The 19,683-nt window shown below is 36.7% G+C and carries 21 protein-coding genes; 9 read left to right on the forward strand and 12 right to left on the reverse strand.

Annotation, left to right across the window (positions count from 1 at the left end; all coding sequences use genetic code 11):
• Nucleotides 1-21: 21 nt before the first annotated feature.
• Nucleotides 22-750, reverse strand: coding sequence for a hypothetical protein (locus FW768_RS13120; protein ID WP_153396097.1), 729 nt, complete (start codon nucleotides 748-750; stop codon nucleotides 22-24).
• Nucleotides 747-1,070 (reverse strand): PadR family transcriptional regulator, encoded by a 324-nt coding sequence (locus tag FW768_RS13125; RefSeq protein ID WP_153396098.1) that lies wholly within the window; start codon nucleotides 1,068-1,070, stop codon nucleotides 747-749. The genes FW768_RS13120 and FW768_RS13125 overlap by 4 nt, the downstream gene beginning before the upstream one ends.
• Nucleotides 1,071-1,161: 91 nt before the next feature.
• Between FW768_RS13125 and FW768_RS13130 the strand changes: the two genes are divergently transcribed.
• From FW768_RS13130 to FW768_RS13160, 7 genes are all read left to right on the forward strand, one after another.
• Nucleotides 1,162-1,680, forward strand: a complete 519-nt coding sequence (locus tag FW768_RS13130; protein WP_231128684.1) for a 2'-5' RNA ligase family protein — start codon at nucleotides 1,162-1,164, stop codon at nucleotides 1,678-1,680.
• Between the two features lie 67 nt (nucleotides 1,681-1,747).
• Nucleotides 1,748-2,302 (forward strand): crossover junction endodeoxyribonuclease RuvC, encoded by a 555-nt coding sequence (gene ruvC / locus FW768_RS13135; RefSeq protein ID WP_153396100.1) that lies wholly within the window; start codon nucleotides 1,748-1,750, stop codon nucleotides 2,300-2,302.
• Nucleotides 2,303-2,924: 622 nt separating this feature from the next.
• Nucleotides 2,925-3,995 carry a DUF4407 domain-containing protein gene (locus tag FW768_RS13140; RefSeq protein ID WP_153396101.1) on the forward strand — a complete coding sequence of 357 codons (1,071 nt, stop codon included), beginning with the start codon at nucleotides 2,925-2,927 and terminating at the stop codon, nucleotides 3,993-3,995.
• Nucleotides 3,996-4,009: 14 nt separating this feature from the next.
• The gene (locus FW768_RS13145; protein WP_153396103.1) at nucleotides 4,010-5,875 is read left to right on the forward strand and encodes an AAA family ATPase; all 1,866 of its coding nucleotides are present in this window, start codon (nucleotides 4,010-4,012) and stop codon (nucleotides 5,873-5,875) included.
• Nucleotides 5,876-6,002: 127 nt separating this feature from the next.
• On the forward strand, nucleotides 6,003-6,590 hold the full coding sequence (locus tag FW768_RS13150) for a phage tail protein (protein ID WP_153396105.1): 588 nt from the start codon (nucleotides 6,003-6,005) through the stop codon (nucleotides 6,588-6,590).
• A gap of 3 nt (nucleotides 6,591-6,593) precedes the next feature.
• Complete coding sequence (locus FW768_RS13155) at nucleotides 6,594-7,280, forward strand: T9SS type A sorting domain-containing protein (RefSeq protein WP_231128685.1); 687 nt, start codon at nucleotides 6,594-6,596, stop codon at nucleotides 7,278-7,280.
• 102 nt (nucleotides 7,281-7,382) lie between these two features.
• On the forward strand, nucleotides 7,383-7,583 hold the full coding sequence (locus FW768_RS13160) for a KTSC domain-containing protein (protein ID WP_153396107.1): 201 nt from the start codon (nucleotides 7,383-7,385) through the stop codon (nucleotides 7,581-7,583).
• A gap of 62 nt (nucleotides 7,584-7,645) precedes the next feature.
• Here the strand turns inward: FW768_RS13160 and FW768_RS13165 are convergent, their stop codons facing one another.
• The 8 genes from FW768_RS13165 to FW768_RS13200 form a co-directional block, all read right to left on the reverse strand.
• Nucleotides 7,646-9,535 (reverse strand): zinc-dependent metalloprotease, encoded by a 1,890-nt coding sequence (locus FW768_RS13165; protein ID WP_153396108.1) that lies wholly within the window; start codon nucleotides 9,533-9,535, stop codon nucleotides 7,646-7,648.
• Nucleotides 9,536-9,860: 325 nt separating this feature from the next.
• A complete protein-coding gene (gene guaB / locus FW768_RS13170) occupies nucleotides 9,861-11,321 on the reverse strand; it encodes an IMP dehydrogenase (RefSeq protein WP_153396109.1) in 1,461 nt (486 codons plus the stop codon).
• 173 nt (nucleotides 11,322-11,494) lie between these two features.
• Nucleotides 11,495-12,199 carry a hypothetical protein gene (locus tag FW768_RS13175; protein ID WP_153396110.1) on the reverse strand — a complete coding sequence of 235 codons (705 nt, stop codon included), beginning with the start codon at nucleotides 12,197-12,199 and terminating at the stop codon, nucleotides 11,495-11,497.
• Nucleotides 12,200-12,227: 28 nt separating this feature from the next.
• Nucleotides 12,228-12,728 carry a DUF4252 domain-containing protein gene (locus FW768_RS13180; RefSeq protein ID WP_153396111.1) on the reverse strand — a complete coding sequence of 167 codons (501 nt, stop codon included), beginning with the start codon at nucleotides 12,726-12,728 and terminating at the stop codon, nucleotides 12,228-12,230.
• A 12-nt stretch (nucleotides 12,729-12,740) separates the two neighbouring features.
• A complete protein-coding gene (locus FW768_RS13185; RefSeq protein ID WP_153396112.1) occupies nucleotides 12,741-14,027 on the reverse strand; it encodes a DUF4252 domain-containing protein in 1,287 nt (428 codons plus the stop codon).
• A 15-nt stretch (nucleotides 14,028-14,042) separates the two neighbouring features.
• Nucleotides 14,043-14,717 (reverse strand): hypothetical protein, encoded by a 675-nt coding sequence (locus FW768_RS13190; RefSeq protein WP_153396113.1) that lies wholly within the window; start codon nucleotides 14,715-14,717, stop codon nucleotides 14,043-14,045.
• A complete protein-coding gene (locus FW768_RS13195) occupies nucleotides 14,692-15,201 on the reverse strand; it encodes an RNA polymerase sigma factor (protein ID WP_153396114.1) in 510 nt (169 codons plus the stop codon). The genes FW768_RS13190 and FW768_RS13195 overlap by 26 nt, the downstream gene beginning before the upstream one ends.
• An 83-nt stretch (nucleotides 15,202-15,284) precedes the next feature.
• Nucleotides 15,285-15,635 carry a helix-turn-helix domain-containing protein gene (locus tag FW768_RS13200; protein ID WP_153396116.1) on the reverse strand — a complete coding sequence of 117 codons (351 nt, stop codon included), beginning with the start codon at nucleotides 15,633-15,635 and terminating at the stop codon, nucleotides 15,285-15,287.
• A 190-nt stretch (nucleotides 15,636-15,825) separates the two neighbouring features.
• On the opposite strand from FW768_RS13200, the gene FW768_RS13205 reads away from it, so the two are divergent.
• Together FW768_RS13205 and FW768_RS13210 are read left to right on the forward strand one after the other, a co-directional pair.
• The gene (locus tag FW768_RS13205) at nucleotides 15,826-17,100 is read left to right on the forward strand and encodes a hypothetical protein (protein WP_153396118.1); all 1,275 of its coding nucleotides are present in this window, start codon (nucleotides 15,826-15,828) and stop codon (nucleotides 17,098-17,100) included.
• Between the two features lie 15 nt (nucleotides 17,101-17,115).
• Nucleotides 17,116-17,700 (forward strand): DUF6705 family protein, encoded by a 585-nt coding sequence (locus FW768_RS13210; protein ID WP_062702551.1) that lies wholly within the window; start codon nucleotides 17,116-17,118, stop codon nucleotides 17,698-17,700.
• A gap of 88 nt (nucleotides 17,701-17,788) precedes the next feature.
• Here FW768_RS13210 and FW768_RS13215 read toward each other — a convergent pair whose 3' ends face one another.
• Entirely contained in the window at nucleotides 17,789-18,949 is a 1,161-nt protein-coding gene (locus FW768_RS13215; RefSeq protein WP_153396120.1) for a GlmU family protein, read from the reverse strand.
• A gap of 339 nt (nucleotides 18,950-19,288) precedes the next feature.
• On the reverse strand, nucleotides 19,289-19,540 hold the full coding sequence (locus tag FW768_RS13220; RefSeq protein WP_002976190.1) for a type B 50S ribosomal protein L31: 252 nt from the start codon (nucleotides 19,538-19,540) through the stop codon (nucleotides 19,289-19,291).
• Nucleotides 19,541-19,683: the final 143 nt, after the last annotated feature.

The raw sequence follows: 19,683 nt of genomic DNA on the forward strand, positions 1-19,683 counted from the left end.
TCCGAATGTTCCGCTATTACTTCAAGCTTCTGCTGGGGATTCTAAAAAGCTCTTTATCCTGTTTAACGTTTTCTTATGCTCAAAAAAACTGAAAAGGGCAAAAATACAGCCTGTTTGTACCAGGAAAGGAATGATTAAAGTTATCAGAAGCATGAAAACATCAGAAGTAGTGTGCTCTCTGAAAAACTGATAGGCATAATGTCCGTTTTTCCCTGTAATCTGTACCATCGCAATCATACAGGTAATCATCAGCCCCATATTTTGCTGGTACATCGTGTAAAAACATTTCCCTTTGTATTTGAAATCTGTTCTCATGTATTTCCAAATCCTAATGTTCAAAAGCCATACACATCCCATGACCAGAAGGAACATTCCGTTCAATACTCTGAAAAGTATGCCGTATTCTTCCTGATTTCTTGACAGATAGACCAGCATCAGATTAATCCCAAAAAAGATCAGCCCGATAAGTAATGATTTTTTCAGGAAGCCATTATATTTTTCCTTTATTATTCTTTTGGCGATCATAGGAATTTTTACAGGGAAGAACATCCGGTAGTTCACTGTTTCAAATTCTCCCTTCCAGGATTCTTTTGCCTTTGAGAAAGCACTTTCAAAACTTAAATTTTCATTGAGCTGGATATCCTGAATCTGGGTGATCACGTGGTCTTTGATCTCCAGTAAAACATCAAGAGGGAGCTTTTGGGAAATCAGATACTCCATTACCAGAATCTCCTGTCTTTCAGTCATCATATATTAAAGATGGTGTTGAGGTTGAGCAGATAGTTTTTCATTTCATCTTCATAAACAGCCTGCTGTTTTTTCCCTTTTTCTGTCAGCAGATAATATTTACGGTCTCTTCCGTTTATTTTCTGGACTTCTGAAGTGATAATTCCATCACTTTCCAGTTTGTGAAGCAGTGGATAAAGTGCTCCTTCCGTCATTTCCAGCTCGCCCTGGGTAAGCTCCTTTGCTCTTTGAGTGATCTGATAGCCGTACATTTTCACCTCTTTTGAAAGCAGCTTCAAAATAATGTTCTGTAACGTTCCTTTATATAAACTGTTTTTTTTCAATGATTGTCGTTTTATACCTTACAAATCTATGCATAATTTTCTTATGCATATAGATTTTATGTAAAAAATTTTATCTTGCTTCATGCAAAAAATGTATTTCATAGCTGTTTATCCACCTCAGGAGATCATTGATGAGGTCAAGGTCTTTAAAACAGATCTTGCTCTTGATTACGGGAACTCAAAGGCACTGAACAATGATGCCCATATTACTTTATTCCCCCCTTTCTCAAGAGATCTGGAACTGGAAAGTGATATTCATACGGCTTTTCAGAAGATTGACACCCATATTCCCCCTTTTGAAATCATGTTAAACGGTTTCGGAAGTTTCCCGAATCCTAAAAATCCTGTTTTATATGTAAAACCGGAATTCAACGAGAATTTAAATCAGCTTCATCAGCATGTTATCCGGCAGTTCAGCTTTAATAAATATTCTTTTTCACCACATATGACAGTAGGATACAGGGATCTGACCTTTGAAAATTACCTAAAAGCATGGGAAATATACCAAGACAAGGAATACAAAACTAGTTTTTTAGTTGATAAAATTCTGTTACTCCGACATGATGGAAAATGGACGCCGGTTGCTGAAAAGTATCTGAGTGAAAAATAAATGTAACTGTTTTCTCAATTTCCGGATCTGAGCAAAAAATTCCCTGTAAAACCCTATCTTTGAACCAATGATTTCAGAGAAAATAATTTTAGGTATTGATCCGGGAACTGCCATCATGGGCTTCGGTATTATTTCCATTAAAAAAGGCAAAATGGAACTGGTCTCCATACACGAACTTATCCTCAAAAAATACCCCAATCACGAAACAAAACTGAAGTATATTTTTGATAAAACATTAGCGCTGATTGATGAATACCACCCCGATGAAGTAGCCCTTGAAGCTCCTTTCTACGGGAAAAATGTACAGAGTATGCTGAAACTGGGCCGTGCACAGGGCGTTGCCATGGCCGCAAGCCTTTACCGAAATATTCCCATCACCGAATATTCTCCTAAAAAGATTAAAATGGCGATCACCGGAAACGGAAATGCCAGCAAAGAGCAGGTAGCAGGAATGCTGCAGAATCTCCTGAAATTAAAAGAATTCCCCACCAAATACCTCGATGCTTCCGACGGTCTTGCCGTTGCCGTATGCCACCATTTTAACTCCGGAACTTTGACGGATACTAAATCATATAGTGGATGGGAAAGCTTTTTGAAGAAGAATCCGGATAGATTGAAGTAGGATAGGAAATATAAAGATTCAATTGATTTTCAATATTCATAAGATTTTACATTTCCGTTTCTATATAGATAGACATGGTCTCTACCTTTACGTTTGACAATGCTGCCTCCCTTTCGAAACTGATGATATTCATACATATTGAATTCTAATCTTTTCCCATTGTCAAGCATTAAAACGATAACTCCATGATTTGAATAATCTCTTTAAATACGGTCTATTTTCCTGAAAAATAATCATTTACATTTTGTGCTTTTCTGTTTTCAGACTCTTTCTTTTGGTATTCTTGATAAAGGAAAAAACAGCCAACCGCCAGGCCAAACAGAATAAGACCTGAAATATTGATAAGTTTCTGCGTGATTTTACAATTTCACGAATATTAGTTTTTATGAAGCTCATCAATTGACCTGAGATTTAATCATCTGATAATATCAGATTTCAATCTACAGATAATTTTTGAAACTTTACCAGTAAAAAAACAACAAATCATCAAACCCGGAATAAACAAATAAAATAAACTGACAATCAATATTTTAAATCAAACACCCGAATTACTTGGCAAAACATAATACTATCTTTTACATTGGTATGGTTTTTAGTACTACATTTGTATAAATTTTCAATTATGAAAACAAACCAACAAACTATAAATCAAGCGAATCACTCAATAAACTGGTTCCAGAAGTTTCTGATGGTATGTTCCGGAGGAAACATTCATATTTTAAGAAAAACACCAAGCGAGTGGAATAAGTTCTCAGGCATTGGGGGGATTGTTCTTTTCACCGCCGTATTTGCGACTTTATCGGCAGGATATGCTATGTATACGGTGTTCGATAACCTCTGGACTTCGGTGGGTTTTGGAATACTCTGGGGGCTGATGATTTTCAACCTAGACAGGTATATCGTTTCTTCCATTAAAAAAACAGGAACATGGTGGAATCAGATTTTAATGTCTATTCCCCGTCTGATCCTAGCTACTTTTTTAGGAATTATTATTTCCAAGCCACTTGAACTTAAAATTTTTGAAAAAGAGGTCAACAAACAGCTGAATACCATCATTCAGAGAAACAAAAAACAGCTTCAGGGTGAGATGAGCGGAAGAATCCTCCAGCAAAGCGGACCTTTTGAAACAGAGAAAAAACAGATTGCAGAAAAAACAGCACAATACCAGAAAGCATACGACTCTGCTGCTGTAGAGCTTGAAAAAGAAATTCTGGGAAAACAATCCGGGCTAACCAGTGGAAAAGAAGGATACGGGCCGAATGCCAAGCGTAAACAGGAACTGAAAGAACAAAGAAAGCAGGACCTTGAAAACTTCCAAAAACAAACGGCTCCAAGACTGGAATATTTAGACAAAGAAATTTCAAAAGTCTATACCAATCTGGAAACAGAAAGAAAGTCTACAGAAACTTTCGAGGATAAATTCAACGGGTTTGCAGCCAGGCTTCAGGCATTGGATGAACTTGGGAAAAATTCAGCCATTATCGGACTGGCAGCTGCCTTTATCATGGGGCTCTTCATCTGTCTTGAGATCTCCCCGGTTCTGGTAAAACTAATTTCCCATGTAGGACCTTATGATCACCTTCTGGAAAAAACAGAAAATGATTTCAGGTTATATGCCAGGGAAAAAATTGAAAAAGGAAACGCCCTTACCGATTTCCGCATTGATGATTTTAAAGATAATTTAAAAAAATAACGTATTTTTCATTCATGATTATTGATAAAGAAGAGATTCAGAAGAAAAAGAAAAAGCTGGACGACTGCAAAACATTCCTGAAAAAAGAATTCATCGGGATAGACAAAATTATTGATGATTTAATGGAATATATCCAGATCTGGTATCTGATTCCGGAAATCCTTACACGCCCTGTTGTGATCAATCTATGGGGTATGACCGGAGTTGGAAAAACAGATCTGGTGAGAAAAACCGTAAGTTATCTTGGATTTCAGAACCGTTTTGTGGAGATTGAGCTTAGCAATAATGATGAAACTTCCTGGAGCAAAAGCGTTTCTGATATTTTCCAGAGCAACCGCCTCAGTGATGAAAAACCAAGCATTGTACTCTTTGATGAGATCCAGCGTTTCAACACCATTGAAGCCGACGGAACCCCTGTTCCCCAAACACGATACACTGATTTCTGGGAACTTCTGAGTGACGGGCGCCTGAGCAAAAGAGAACGCGACGATCTGGAGCATTATCTGTTTTCCTACCTTCTCCGTAAAAAGGAAAATGAACGGCGGAAAGGAAACGGAGAAACAGAAGTGGAAGAAAATCCATATCTGAATCTATGGGACGCCAAAGAGCTTAAAAAATACCTCAGCATGGAAGATGATGTGATGAGCATCATCGATATGAAAGAGGAAGATATGATTAAGCTGATCCTAAAAAAGCAGAAAGAGAAAAAGATTTACGAACCTGTAGATTACAGTAAAATGCTGATCATTATCAGCGGAAATCTTGATGAAGCTTTTCAAATGTCCCGTGAAACCAGTGAAGCAGATATAGATGCTAACATTTTCCATGCTTTCACTAAGAAAATAACCGTAGTGGATATTAAAAATGCATTATCCAGAAAGTTTCGTCCTGAGCAGGTGGCAAGATTTGGAAATATTCACCTGATCTATTTTTCTTTACGAACAGAAGATTTTCAGAAGCTAATCCAAAGAGAAATCAATAATCTCAAACAAAAAACAAAGTCAAAGTTTGGAATCAGTTTAAAAATAAACAAAAGTATCAATGCCCTTATCTACAGAAACGGAGTATTCCCGGTACAGGGTGTGCGTCCCGTTTTCAGCAGTGTTGTTGATATTCTGGATACCAACCTCAGCAAATTCCTTTTTGAAGCGATTACCCATGATGACAAAACCATAGAAATTAATTATCTGGATCAGCAGAAAGCTATTGCCGGAAAGGTTGGAAGCAAAATCATCGAAATTCCCTATACAGGAAGAATTGACAGTATTCGCCAGTCTAATCAGCCGGATACAGTGGCTAACATCAGCGTGCATGAATGTGGTCATGCTGTTTCCTATATTTTGTATACCGGTTTTGCTCCGTTACAGCTCAAAAGTAAGGTGGCCAGCAGCTATGCGGCCGGATTTACTTTTCCACACCAGATTCACGATACTAAAGAAAGTATTTTGAACAGGATAAAAATTTATCTGGCAGGAGGAATTGCAGAAGAAATTATTTTTGGGGAGAAAAATGCCAGTATAGGAAGAAGCCATGATCGAGAACAGGCAACAGCCCTTGCTGCAGATTATATCCGAAAATATGGTTTTGATGAAGAATACCAGGCATGTTATAGTCTTGAAGATTATCCGCATCGCATGCAACAACATCTCACTGATGCAAAAATTGAAAAGCTGATGCAGGAACTTGTACAAAAAACAAGGGAGGACCTTCTCATTCATCTTGATCTTTTAAAAGAAATGAGCCGAGAGCTCAGCCAGAAGGGAAGCATGCAGCCTAAAGAAATTTATGATACAGCTAAAAAATACAATCTGGACATCAGAATAAGAGAGGAAGGTTATCTTCATATTACGAATTATAACGCAATGCTTGACTCTCTATAAAAAATCTACAGTTTAATAGATATACATTAATAAAACATTACCTTTTAGTTAATTCTAAAAGGTTTTTTCTATATAATTAATTTATTGCAGAATATTCTATAACTTTACTATCACTAAACTGTTTGTCATGAAAAACTTTATTATTGCATGTACACTGCTAATCTGCAGTGCATTTAATTCTACTTTAAAAGCTCAGGTTGAACCTTATTTAGGACAAATTATTTTTGTTCCTTACAGCAGGGTTCCGAATGGATGGGCTGAATGCAACGGCCAACTGATGTCCATTAGTCAGAATACGGCACTTTTTTCTCTGTTAGGAACTACTTTCGGGGGTGACGGGGTTAATACTTTTGCTTTACCTGATATGAGGGGAAGATCCATGATTGGGCAAGGCCAGGGACCAGGGCTCAGTAATTATGTTGTAGGGCAAAATGGAGGCTCAGAGTCCGTAACCTTATTATCTTCTCAGATGCCTGCCCACTCACACACTATCAATGCAGTAACTTCAGAAGGTAACGAGAATACCCCTACTGGTAATCTTCCGGCAGACACTAAAATTCTGGATAAGGAATACTCCAGCGCGAATGCCAATACTACCATGAAAGCCACCATGGTAAACCCTACGGGAGGCAACCTGCCTCATGAAAACCGATCGCCTTTCCTTGCCATAAGATGCCTTATAGCATTACAGGGAATTTATCCATCTTTTAATTAATAAATGATGAAAAGTTTATACTTATTAGCCCTGGTTCTGGGTGGCTCAGTCTCTGCACAGACGATTACTTTCAATGGCTGTCATAATTTGTTTGACAATCAGAATTTCGTATTCACTAAAACCGGAGTTGATGCCCAAAATAAGAATATCTACATCACAACACCGGTGGATGGACAACCTTGCGGAGGATTAGGCTCCTGCGAATTTAAAATTCAATGGAATAATTCTTTATCAAGATGGGAATTCCTTGCGGATGACGGTGACGGAGATTTTGCAACTCCTAATCTGATCTACTATAATTCTACCGGGAACAATACCAGTCCGAGACCGCCAAGTAATACATTTGGATTGTGGGTTGAAAACACTGCCATTACCAGTGGACAATGCGGAGGAAATCTCAACGGAACCAATTCCACAATGACGGGTGATGTACACAGTACCTCATTGGGAACTTCAGAACTTACAGCCACGAAAATCCGAATTTTCCCGAACCCGACTTCAGATGTGATCTATATTTCCGGAATTAACGATGGTAAAGCCATACAAATCTATAATATAGACGGAAGGCTTGTAAACTCAGAAGGATTTGCTGAAAAAATTAATGTCTCAAAGCTTTCTACAGGAACCTATCTTTTAGTTGTTACTACTAAAAATTTCGAAAAACTTGAATTCAAATTTGTAAAGAAATAGAAACAGGAAGCTTTACAGCATTCATGATTATCAAACAGCCTTTAGATTTTTCTGAAGGCTGTTTTGTTATCCGTAAGGAATGGTTTTTGATGGAAATATCCTATGCCCTCAAGTGTTGTCAATAGTTTTATTTATTTCCCGGAAACTGAAATATTGAGAATTATATATCAGTCAGGAGCTGTATATGATTATTTTAAAGTTCCGTTCTCTATTTATAATAAATTCAGCGCTGCAAAATCTAAAGGGAAGTTCTTGAATACTGTAATAAAGCCCAGATTCAGGTATACTAAAAAAGCAAACTGAAATTACATCAATAAAAAATGCCTCCAAATAAATGGAGGCATTTCAGGGTATATTGAAAAAAATTATTTAATGATCAGTTTGGAAGTTTTGCTTTCTTTTCCATTGGAAATCTGTACCATATAAACTCCTTTTTCAAGTTGCTGGTCAATTTTGTAGATTCCGTTTCTTTCTTCAGTTACAGATGGACTTGCAACAAGTCTTCCTGACATATCAGAGATTGAAATTTTCAGATTCTTGCCATTTTTAGCTTTAATGAATACCTTATCTCCTGTAGCTACCGGATTAGGATAAATCACTAGGTCATCATTATCAGCTTTTACTTCGCTTGTTCCAAGGGTTGTTACCAATTTTACAGAATAATCTTCAATCTGTCCATAGTTTAGCTGTCCACAAGGAGTATAAGAACCATTTACATCAGCTAAAACTCTCATACGAAGCGGCGTGTTCATTGTTGCAGTTGCCGGAGGGGTAAAGTTAGCTGTAAAAGTTCCCTCAAAATCAGCATTGGTTGGAACATTATTACCCGTAGCAACTAACTCAGTAGCTTCGAAAGTTCCATTATTGTTATAATCAATCCAAACTCTGATTGACTGGCTTACGCTAAGTCCTTGTATAAATCCTACCTCAATGGTCTGCTGTTGTCCCACTAATAAAGGAGTATAACCATTTGCAAGACAACCTTGAGAATAATCTATATAATATCTGATATCACCTGGCCAGGTAGGAGCAGATGCATTATTAATCTGTCCTAATTTTACAGATGTTGGACCTGCCAAGAAAATATCATCTCCTGAAGCCCCTCCATTACTAGGATTAGTAACACCTGTAGGGTTACATGTAGCTGCAATAGGTGCAGTAGAAACAGATGTAGCAGGAAGTGCTGTTCCTCCCTTAGAGGTTGTTAAGCTGCTTCTGATCAACATGAATAAATCCTGTATTCTCTCCCCTTGTCCAGCTGTAAATTTCTGAGCAGTTGAGTTAGAATAATTCATCATATTATATTGTACACCCTGATAGTTTGCCCCAGTACATGTATTCGTTGCAGAATTAGTAGGAACCGGCCACGCCCAATAACCACTTCCTGATCTTTCAGTGTCACACACTCCATCATCATCACTTTCACAGTTTGTTGTTGTTGGAGGACAATAATCTGGATCTCCTGGTATAGCATCATAAGTACCTCCTTGAAAAGTATGATATAATCCCATTGCATGACCAAATTCATGAGCAAACGTTGTATCATAAGCATTAGTTACTACTCCTGCCTTCATAAAAGACTCATAGTTACTATCCAAATTGTTCGGGAAGGCTGCAAATCCCATTAAACCCTCGTTAGGGCTAGGATCTCCATTAAACTGAGTAATCAGATAAATATTAAAATAAGAGGCTTCCGGCCAGTGGGGAGCTAATCCTTTAATAGCATTCCTGGATGCTCCAGTAGTTGTTTGGTATGCCATTCCGGATGCATTGTACCCAGGAAGAGAAGTTGCGTTATATCTTACAATACCTGTTGTAGCAGTACAGTTCGGACTTCTTTTTGCCAAAACTAATTTAATAGGAAATACTGCGGGAGTACCAAAATCAGCAGCTGGTGCACCAGGTGTTCCAGGAGCTGGCCAAGGATGGGTACCAGCATACATCTTATTAGCATTCTCTATCCAGGTCTGAATCTGAGCATCAGTTCTTGCAAACTGAGGATCATTCCCCTCAATCACGTGAACAACTACTGGAATTTCATAAACATCATTCACTTTTTTAGCAGATACAGATAGAGGATTTGCTTTTCTTTCTGCCTGAATCTTTTTAACCAACTGGTCAAAAACCTTTCTCATTCCAGGATTTTCTCTATCCTGAGATTTTAAAGTTTCTTCAAATCCACATATTCTCTGTTTCTGTTGTGCAGATAGAGAAAGTGAAAACAGCATAGCTCCATAAAGGAAAGTTTTCTTCATTTTACAAATATTTTTAGTTTTTAAGTTATTTAATAATAGATTGTTTAAGTGTCTGTTATCAACTCTTAAAAAGAATCTATTTTAAAAGATCAATATAGTTAGTAGAGAAAAATATACTTTTGTTACATAAATAACATTATTTTTTTACCACATTATTATGTTATTTATGATTTTAAAAATGAATTATCTCTTTTTTTATTAAAATTAAAAATACAATTAAAGAAATATTTTTCTAGTAAAAAGATTAAGCCACGGATATAATAGATATCATCAAAAAAACCACATGTGATAGTGTGGTTTTTTTGATTATGCTGAAAATTTTATCTTATAAAGAATAATTCGGAGCTTCCTGCGTGATAATCACGTCATGAGGGTGGGATTCTTTTAATCCGCTTCCTGTGATCATCACCATTTTGGTATCTTTCTGTAACGCTTCAACATCTTTAGCACCACAGTATCCCATACCGGCTCTTAAGCCTCCTGTCAGTTGGAAAATTACATCTTCCAGCTTTCCTTTGCTTGGAACTCTTCCTTCAATTCCTTCCGGAACGAATTTTTTAGCTTCACTCTGGAAATACCTTTCTTTTCCTCCTCTCTTCATTGCGGAAAGACTTCCCATTCCCTGGTATGTTTTGAATTTTCTTCCCTGGAAAATAATTTCTTCACCCGGTGCTTCGTCGGTTCCTGCTAACAGTGATCCTAGCATTACTGCTCCTGCTCCACTTGCAATAGCTTTTACAATATCTCCGGAAAGTTTAATTCCTCCGTCTGCGATTACTGCTACATTTTTAGTTTTAGCATATTCGTAAACGTTATAGATGGCAGATAACTGAGGTACTCCTACTCCTGCCACAACTCTCGTTGTACAAATAGAGCCAGGGCCTACTCCTACTTTTAAAACATTGGCTCCTGCTTTAATCAGATCTTCTGCAGCTTCAGCTGTTACAATATTTCCACCTACAATATCCAGATCCGGATATGCTTTTCTGATTTCTGAGATTTTATCCAAAACTCCTTTTGAATGTCCGTGAGCAGAATCAATACCGATAATATCAACACCTGCCTGAACCAGAGCTGCAATTCTGTCCAGAGTATCTTCTCCTACTCCTACACCGGCACCTACAATAAGACGACCGTTGTTATCTTTGTTTGCATTCGGGTATTCAAGTTGATTATCAATATCTTTGATGGTAATTAGGCCTACCAGTTTATTGTCTTTATCAACAATCGGAAGCTTTTCCACTCTGTTCTTAAGAAGGATTTCTTTTGCTTTCTCAAGGTTGGTATCTTTATCAGAAGTGATCAGATTATCTTTGGTCATGATCTCTTCTACTTTCATATCAAGATTCTCCTGATATTTTACATCTCTGTTGGTGATGATACCGATAAGAACATTATCTGTATCTACCACCGGAAGACCTGAAATTTTGAACTTCGCCATCATCTCTTTGGCCTGGCCAAGAGTATGATCTTTAGAAAGGGTTACTGGATCTGAGATCATCCCGTTTTCGGAGCGTTTTACTCTGTTTACCTGTGCTGCCTGCTCGGCAATCGGCATATTTTTATGGATAAATCCTAACCCTCCCACTCTTGCTAGAGCAATAGCAAGATCAGCTTCTGTAACGGTGTCCATTGCAGCGGAAACGATCGGAACATTCAGCGTAATTTTGTCGGTAAGTCTTGATTTTAATGATACCTGGTTAGGTAAAACTTCTGAATAAGCAGGGACTAGAAGAACGTCATCGAAAGTGATGGCTGTCTCTACAATTTTGTTATGAATAGACATCTTTACTTTCTTTGCAAAATTAGGTTATTTTGATGAGATATGAAAATCCTTTTTGATAGTTTAAATAAAATTTAATAATCAATAACTTAAATCAAAAAACCGTTCTTATGTGAACGGTCTTTTTGTACAAAATAAAATTAGTATTATATGAAACTACTTGTTTAAGTTTATTATTATTTTACAACCTGTCCGCTTTCATCCAGCTTGTCAATGTGCGTCTGATTATTCTTATCAATATATACTTTAAGGCGTATACGGCCATTGGTATCTTTTATAAAAAGTCCTACATCTCCGTTGGCAGCTTTTCCTGCAAAAAACCGCTCTGTAGTCAACTTTCCTTCTGTTCTTAATTTTGCATAGGCTCTTTTAGAAGCAGCAGGGTCATTGAGACGTTTTAATGAATCTTCAAATTTTATAATCTCTTCTAACGGGAAATCATCCGGACGATCCCATAATTTCAGGCCATAGGTTCGATTTTTTTTATCTCCTGTTCCTTCCGAATACTGAAGCTGCATGATCTGATCTGTTTTTTTCTGATCTACAGAATATACCATCCCGGATCCGTTTTCATCTGCTCCGTATACAAGCCCGCCACACTCATAGCCCAATTCATTGAAGAAAATGATACCGGCATTTCTTTCTCTTGGTTCCATACTTTTATTATTGACCATTCCGGGATGCTGGCGTTTCTGGTTGCTGAGTACCATTTTCAGCTTCCCGTCTTTTTCAACAATATTGATCCGTTCCACATCTATTTCTTCAAAGCGTTGTTTTGAATTCTGATCCTTAAATGCCAGAAAGAAAAATAGGATACATACTATAGTGAGAGATACTGCATAAATTTTAAGGATACGCACTTCTCTGATTAATTTTTCCATATTAAAAGTGTTTGGTTGGTATGAATAATTATTTATCAGAAGCAGCATTGATCATCTTTGAAATATCGTCAGGCGTAAAGTTTCCTTTAACATCTACAAAGACCAGATCTTTAGCTGAGTTGACCGTAATCAGCATATTCTTAATGGCATCACCGTTTTGTTTTACCCGGATATTTACATTATCGCCGTCATGTTTGATGGTGGCCCATTCTTCATAATTATTCCGGTTCAGGTAATCAGCATAGTCTTTCAGCATTGAACTGCTGCCATTTTCAACCGTCATCACCTTTATCTTGGAAATCTTTTTAACCAGGTTGATTACGTCTTCATTTTCACCATCTTCTCTCAATGCTTTTTTAATGTAAGGCTTGGCAAGAAACATAGGAACATTCACACTTAGAAACCGGGCTCCTTCAAAATCATAATCTTTATCTTTAAAGAAAGCCATATTCGGTTTTCCGGATACTGCACATGACTGAAGCATGATGATAGCCAGAATAGCACAAAAAATGTTTTTAAGAGTTTTCATGGTTTTAGTTCTTTATTTAACTTGTCTGAAACTGCCTCCGGAAACTTTATCAACCTTAACATCCAGCTCAGGATTTCCTTTTAATCTTACTGCAGCCCCAGAAGAAGCTCTTACCTTTAGTTTATCTGTAACAAACAGGGAAAGGCTTGCTCCTGATGTGGATTCTGCTGTAGCGGTACCAATTTTAAGATCATCAGCCTTACAGGAAGCACCACTGCTAATATCAATGGTAGCAGATCCTGCCTCACCAGATAAAACAGCACTTGCTCCACTTGAAGTGTCCAATGCTAATTTTGGGGTGTTAATATCCACACTCGCACTGGCTCCAGAATTAACATCTATATTGGCTGTTTCTCTGGCATTAAATTTACCTTTAATAACCCCACCCGATGACCCATTAATCTTTAATTTGTTTTCTGTTACAAGATTAACCGCTGTAAAAATAGCTCCGGTAGAAGTCGTTATTTCATTAATATGGGGCGCAGATACGTTGACGTTAAGATTTTTAAATCTCAGGTTTCGTACTCCTTTGTTATCTACATAAATCCTTAGAACTCCGTCTTCAACTTTGGTGATGACGTATTGGAGCTTATCTGCATCAGCAAGCACTTTTACACTTCTTGTATTTTCCTGCTTATAAATTACGTTTACTCCCAGACTGGCATCAATTTTAGAGAATTCTCCAACATTTCTGCTGTCACCATTAAGGTAAGACGAGGCATTGTCTGAAGCAAAAGAGTTTTTTGTAGAAGATTGTGAAGAACTTACGGTTGTTTCGCTGGAATTGATGATTTTATTCACATCAGACAATTTCATTTTACCGTTGAGAATAAAAATAATATTCTCTTCTTTGGAATCTACGTTGAAGACCAGATTTTCCAGATAATTGTCTTTTTCAGTTTCAGCCAGGAATTTCATAGAAACACCATCACTGTTCATAGACATCAGCTCATTGAATTTAAGGCTGTTTAATGCCCTGTTTACTTTATTGGTCTGCTGTTCATTCAGTTTGATATGTTCCAGGTTTTCATCTTTCAGATGATCAGGAAATGTAATTTTAGGAATAATCAGGAGCTTAAGGCCGTCTACCTCATTCAGAATGGGTTTGATCTTGCCAACATATTCGTCGTTAATATCAAGGGTATTCAGTAATTTGAACATGGGTTTCTTAATATTGATGGACGTTACACCACCGCTCTTCTCAAAATTCTGGAAAAGCTGGTTGAGCTGTTCAGTCTGTGCGGAAAAAGTCACAAAACTGCTTAAAAAAATGGTTAATATATATAATATCTTTTTCATGGGATTGATTGGGGTTTAGTATTCATTGTCAATGCTTTCATTTTTCTGGGAAGTGGCTACTGTTTTTTTAAACTCATTTCCCAATTTCATAAAGGAATATTTAGCAACATCTATTGCTTCTTTTTCACTGGTGATTCTTTTTCCGTTGACAATCACGTAGGAATCATCATATTGTGTAGAATCATTTACATCTTCAGCTTTTTGGACGGTAGAATTGCTTACATACCTTGGTTTTGATTCCTTTTTCAGGCGTCCTCTTTTTGGAAGGATCTCATCCATAACATCTTTCTCTGCCACTGGATTATCCTGAAAAATAGAATCTTTTTTAGCTCCGGAAATAGAATCTGTATGGTTTACTGCTACCTGCTCCTGATGATCATTATTCTCTTCGATAAATCCTGATTTCTGTTTCAGCACCTCATCTTTCACCAGCTTTTCTTTATCCTGAACACTGGAATTCAATCCGTTAAAGACAAAACCAATGCTGAGCAGGATAAGCAGTCCGGCAGCCAGCCAGCCCCATTTCGGAAAAGAAGGTTTCTTCTCCAGCGGAATGACCGGAGCTTCTTTTGTTTCGGGAGTTCCTTCTTCTGTCTGCTGAAGGAAATCATCGAAACTCCAGTCCATTTTTTCTTCTTTTATTTCCCGGAAGATTTCGTCGTATTTATTTTGAAATTGATCTTTGCTCATAGCTCATCAGTTGTGAAATTTGTTCTTTTACTTTTTGCCTGGCACGCATAAGATTTACTCTTACCGCATTTTCTTCCATTTCCAGCATTTCGGAAATTTCGGATACCTCATATTCTTCTACGTCTTTCAGATGGATTACCATTTTCTGTTTTTCAGGAAGCTGATTGATAAAACCAACAATATACTCCTTCAGGTTATTAATATCCATGCTGTACAATTCTGATCTGTGAAGTTGCAAATCTGCAAATCCCAGCTTCACATCATGATGCTTTAGGCGGTTCAGGCACTCATTCCGTACAGATTTCAAAGCATAGGAGCGGAAATTTCCAAAATGCTCCAGTTCATCTTTTTTCTGCCAGAACTTCATCATCAGGTCCTGTACTACGTCTTCGGCCTCATCACTGCTCATCACGAATCTTTTCGCAAAACGATACATCTCGTCTTTGAGAATAAACACCGTATTCTTAAAAGTTTCTTGGGTCATGAGTTTTGTTTCTATAGGTAAGACAACTGCCTTTTTATTTTTATTACATCATAAAATAAAAAAAACTTCATTTTTTGAAGTTTTTATTTTTTATCGAGAAGTTGCCGGAGATAAATGATCTCAGCATCTTTATCTTTAAGCCTTTGCTCGTACTGTTCTATCAGTTTTTCAGGAAGTTGATTTTGATAAATAAAACCATTATTTCCTCCATGTACATTATCATAATGAAAAGAGAGTCCATCATTACTCAGGAAATCCAGAACGCTTACTTCTAAAACTTTTGCAATATCCTCTACCTGAGAAAAAGCGGGCTTACTCTTATCATTTTCAAAATTAGAATAAGTCTTCTGAGAAACATTCAGCACCTCTGCCAGATATTCCTGAGTTAAATTTTTGCTGATCCTTGCCTTTTTCAGTTTTTCTCCTAGAGTCATAACACAATGTATTTTTACCAAAATTACATATTTTTTCCTTTAGAAAAATAATACGGAAATCAGTAATTTCTAACTATATTTTATTTATGTTTATTTCATAAGTTTGTGAGGTAATAAAAAAACAATTATATTTAGTTCACTAAAATTCAAATGTGTATGAGAAAAAAATTAAATCTAAAAAGATTGCTCCTTGTTCTTGGCAGCATTCTTTATCTGTTCATGTTCCCGTGAAGATCTTCTTCAGCAGGAAAATCCAAAAGAAACTGCATCTGTTTCTTCAGCCAAATATGCTTCCCGAAGTTTATGGAAAGAAGATGATGTATATATCGGGAAAGTACAGAAGGTTTTCCTGAAGCATGCCAATCTGGAACGCTTTAATACGGCATATGGTGAACTATACTGGAATTATGCGATGAGCTTTGGCCAGTTTGGTGAAAAATATCTGCTGGTTCCTATTGTGAAAAAAGATAAGGTTGTCCTTTTGATGGAAGCGGTAAGAAAAGGGGACAGGCTATATTTCTATGAAAAGAACGATACGGATCTTTTGACCTTCTTCCAGCACGTATTATATTCCAACATCATTAGCCACAGCGAAGTAATAGATGGTAATCAGGTTGCTGCTAAAGCAAAATATGTATGCTCTACAAGAACTATCGTGATAGGCTGCCTGAATGGACAAACAGACTGCGAACCGGTAAGCTATTCTCACATGGTTTGCGAATGGCAAGAAGACAGCGGCGGAGGTGTTCCACCTAAAAGCTTTCCTCCATTGGGAGATCCGTTTGGAGGTGGTGGGGGAGGTGGTGGTAGTGATGGATATGAATATCCTGACCCACCGGATCAAGATCTTTGCGGTAAAGTAAAAGCTCAAAATAATGACTCTAACTTTAAAGCTAAAACAGAATATCTAAAATCAAAGACAAGTAATTCTTATGAAAGCGGCTTCAGAGTTGGAAATCCAGCACCTGGATCTGGACAAACAGGAGCACAATACCAAGAATTAAGTAATAAACCTGGAACTACAGATCTTGATTTCAAAATTTTCAATACTACTTATGGAGTCATGCACTCTCATTACGATGGTTTAATACCAATATTTTCTCCTGGTGACATTAATTTATTTATACAATTGCTTAAGAACGCCAAAGCGAATAATATACCTTTAAGTGAAGTTTTTTTATCTGTAGTTACCAGCCAGGGAACATATCAATTGAGAGGAGATGATGTTAATGTTGATGGTTTAAGCTTGTATTCTTCTGCTCAGATTGAAGCTTTAAATATAGAATATTCAAAAATGATAGGAAATCCTAATATTTCGACAGAAGGTTTACAGAAAGGTTTTTTGGAGTTTATGGAAAAAAATATGAATATTGATGGAGCTAAACTTTATGAAACAAATAGTGACGGAAGCAGTAAACAATTGCAAATCACTGGTGGAAATTTCACAACATCTAATTGTCCATAATTTAAAAATAAAAAAATGAAAAAAATATTAGCCATTTTATTAATAACAAGTCTAAACTCTATTTCTGCACAACAAGTTTTTCCAATAAACACTCCAAAAATTAATATTCCTAATGGAGCTTATTATAAAGATTTAGAAGGAGAACTTAATCCTTATATTGGAATCTGGAAAGGAACTTGGGAAGGAAAAACTTTATATCTACAGTTGAAGAAAATCAAAGACAGATCTACAGCAAATGACGGAAGCTACTATGACTCTGATCAAATAGTAGGTGAACGTAAAATAATATCTTCAAATGGTGCTATAGAAGTTGACAGAATTACTAATTTTGATCAGAGCGCACCTGAATTTTATGGCATCTTCGGTCAATATAAAAATTTCGCGCAAAAGTACTTACTATTTCAACCTAAAGATATGTGTAACAAAACAGCCAATGTAAATATTTCTTTTACAGATGCTCAAAAAACACAAATGAACTTGAGTTTCCAATACAACCCTCTTGGAATAAACGAATCCTGCCAGTATTACAATCAAATTATGATAGAAGGAAAAGATTGGCCTTTCAATTTTCCTAAAAATATCACTCTAACAAAACAATAAGTTAAATTCAAAATAATTTCATCATAAACCTTGTTATTAGCAAGCCTTATGTTTAAAAAACCTCCGGAAAATACCGGAGGTTCTGTTTTTAATAGGTATCAAAAATATGCTTTAAAATAGCTTTGTCATCGTCTGTCAAAGGAACTTTTCTTCTGGCCATGGCTCTTTCAGCCACTTCATAAACTTTGTCCAGCCTGAACCTCTCATCATCTTTCAGTCCGCCCCATGAAAAGTTTTCTACAAGATTCGGCGGGAAGCCAGGTTTGAAGATATTAGAAGCCACTCCAATCACAGTTCCGGTATTTAATTGGGTATTAATAGCGGTTTTAGAATGATCTCCTACAATAAGTCCGGCAAACTGCAGCCCTGTATCTTCAAATGCTTTCGTACGATAGTTCCAGAGCTTCACCTGACTATAGTTGTTTTTAAGGTTGGAAGAATTAGTATCTGCCCCGAAATTACACCATTCCCCGATTACTGAGTTTCCTATAAAACCTTCATGGCCTTTACTTGAATAACCAAAGATAATAATGTTATTCACCTCACCACCCACTTTACAATGTGGTCCTATAGTAGTGGCACCGTAAATTTTAGATCCCAGATTGAATTTAGAATCCTCTCCCAATGCAATAGGACCGCGGAGATTACACCCTTCCATCACCTCAGCATTTTTCCCGATATAAATCTTTCCTGTTTTGGTATTTAACGTTGAAAATTCTATCTGGGCTCCTTCTTCAATAAAAAGATCTTTTTTATCTCCTAAAAAGCCGTTGGTTGAAGAAAGCTCTTGGGAAATTCGTCCTTTGGTAAGAAGATCAAAATCAAAATCGATGGCATGATGGTTATAGGTAAAAAGGTCGGCTGGTCTTTTGAAAAAAATCAGTTCTTCCTTAATATCTGTCATTTTTTCAATCTGGTTCAAAGAAAATCCTTTCATATTAATTCTGGCAGCGACTAATTCATCTTCATACACCAGAGCTTCCCCCTGCTTGAGCTCTTTGATCTGCTGAATCACGGTTTCAGTCGGCAAGAAATTGGTAACAAGGAAAAGGCTTTCCTTATCTTCCGGCTCTTTGAATTTATGCTGAAGGTAGGTTTCTGTAAAGTAGGAAACTTCGGTATTTTCGAGGATCTTTTGCCATCTTTCAGAAAAAGTAAGGATACCACACCGCATGGCAGCAATGGGACGGGTAAAGGTAAGCGGAAGAAAATCTTCCCAGTATTGCGCGTCTGAAAATACTAATTGCATTGTTTGGATGTTAAAAGTTAGTGATCAGAAGCAAGTACTGAAAGATGCCGGATACATTTTGTATTTCGGGACCAATATTCAGTTTCTACTTCTGCCAAAGCAAAAATACGAAAACACAGGAATATAAAATATTTTATATCATTGAGTTTATCCGTGATGTTATAGGTTTTGGCTAAAGCCAATGAATTTTTATTTATTTTTTTTAACAGGCTAAAGCCTTTTCCAATTGAATATCTTCAGCCTTATTCATATTTGTAGGTTTTACAAAAAAGATCGGCTTTTATCCACAAAAAAAGTCTCCCAAAACTGGAAGACTTTACTATTTTTAGATTCAAAAAATTACTTAGCGAATTTTTTGTATTTGTTCATGAACTTATCAACTCTACCTGCAGTGTCAACTAACTTCACTTTACCAGTGTAGAAAGGGTGAGAAGTTGAAGAGATTTCCATCTTGATTAGAGGATACTCCTGTCCTTCGTACTCGATAGTGTCTTTTGTTTCTGCAGTGGACTTGCAAAGAAACACCTCGTCGTTACTCATATCTTTGAAAACAACAAGTCTATAATTTTCTGGGTGAATTCCGTTTTTCATAATACAATTTTTAAAAAAATTAAAGTTTGCTTTCGAAATAGTAATGGATATTTCTCTGCTAATTTTAGGTTGCAAAAGTACAATATTTTTTCTAAATTCCAAATACCCTATTCATTTTTTTTTCTTGATAAGAAATTCAAAGT

The organism is Chryseobacterium vaccae, assembly GCF_009602705.1.
Taxonomy (GTDB): Bacteria; Bacteroidota; Bacteroidia; order Flavobacteriales; family Weeksellaceae; genus Chryseobacterium; species Chryseobacterium vaccae.

What these genes read in the sequence shown, in the direction of transcription:
- FW768_RS13120 (WP_153396097.1), bottom strand. Translation starts at nt 750, where the DNA reads ATGATGACTGAAAGACAGGAGATTCTGGTAATGGAGTATCTGATTTCC.
- FW768_RS13130 (WP_231128684.1), top strand. Translation starts at nt 1,162, where the DNA reads ATGTATTTCATAGCTGTTTATCCACCTCAGGAGATCATTGATGAGGTC.
- ruvC (WP_153396100.1), top strand. Translation starts at nt 1,748, where the DNA reads ATGATTTCAGAGAAAATAATTTTAGGTATTGATCCGGGAACTGCCATC.
- FW768_RS13140 (WP_153396101.1), top strand. Translation starts at nt 2,925, where the DNA reads ATGAAAACAAACCAACAAACTATAAATCAAGCGAATCACTCAATAAAC.
- FW768_RS13145 (WP_153396103.1), top strand. Translation starts at nt 4,010, where the DNA reads ATGATTATTGATAAAGAAGAGATTCAGAAGAAAAAGAAAAAGCTGGAC.
- FW768_RS13150 (WP_153396105.1), top strand. Translation starts at nt 6,003, where the DNA reads ATGAAAAACTTTATTATTGCATGTACACTGCTAATCTGCAGTGCATTT.
- FW768_RS13155 (WP_231128685.1), top strand. Translation starts at nt 6,594, where the DNA reads ATGATGAAAAGTTTATACTTATTAGCCCTGGTTCTGGGTGGCTCAGTC.
- FW768_RS13160 (WP_153396107.1), top strand. Translation starts at nt 7,383, where the DNA reads ATGCCCTCAAGTGTTGTCAATAGTTTTATTTATTTCCCGGAAACTGAA.
- FW768_RS13165 (WP_153396108.1), bottom strand. Translation starts at nt 9,535, where the DNA reads ATGAAGAAAACTTTCCTTTATGGAGCTATGCTGTTTTCACTTTCTCTA.
- guaB (WP_153396109.1), bottom strand. Translation starts at nt 11,321, where the DNA reads ATGTCTATTCATAACAAAATTGTAGAGACAGCCATCACTTTCGATGAC.
- FW768_RS13175 (WP_153396110.1), bottom strand. Translation starts at nt 12,199, where the DNA reads ATGGAAAAATTAATCAGAGAAGTGCGTATCCTTAAAATTTATGCAGTA.
- FW768_RS13180 (WP_153396111.1), bottom strand. Translation starts at nt 12,728, where the DNA reads ATGAAAACTCTTAAAAACATTTTTTGTGCTATTCTGGCTATCATCATG.
- FW768_RS13185 (WP_153396112.1), bottom strand. Translation starts at nt 14,027, where the DNA reads ATGAAAAAGATATTATATATATTAACCATTTTTTTAAGCAGTTTTGTG.
- FW768_RS13190 (WP_153396113.1), bottom strand. Translation starts at nt 14,717, where the DNA reads ATGAGCAAAGATCAATTTCAAAATAAATACGACGAAATCTTCCGGGAA.
- FW768_RS13195 (WP_153396114.1), bottom strand. Translation starts at nt 15,201, where the DNA reads ATGACCCAAGAAACTTTTAAGAATACGGTGTTTATTCTCAAAGACGAG.
- FW768_RS13200 (WP_153396116.1), bottom strand. Translation starts at nt 15,635, where the DNA reads ATGACTCTAGGAGAAAAACTGAAAAAGGCAAGGATCAGCAAAAATTTA.
- FW768_RS13210 (WP_062702551.1), top strand. Translation starts at nt 17,116, where the DNA reads ATGAAAAAAATATTAGCCATTTTATTAATAACAAGTCTAAACTCTATT.
- FW768_RS13215 (WP_153396120.1), bottom strand. Translation starts at nt 18,949, where the DNA reads ATGCAATTAGTATTTTCAGACGCGCAATACTGGGAAGATTTTCTTCCG.
- FW768_RS13220 (WP_002976190.1), bottom strand. Translation starts at nt 19,540, where the DNA reads ATGAAAAACGGAATTCACCCAGAAAATTATAGACTTGTTGTTTTCAAA.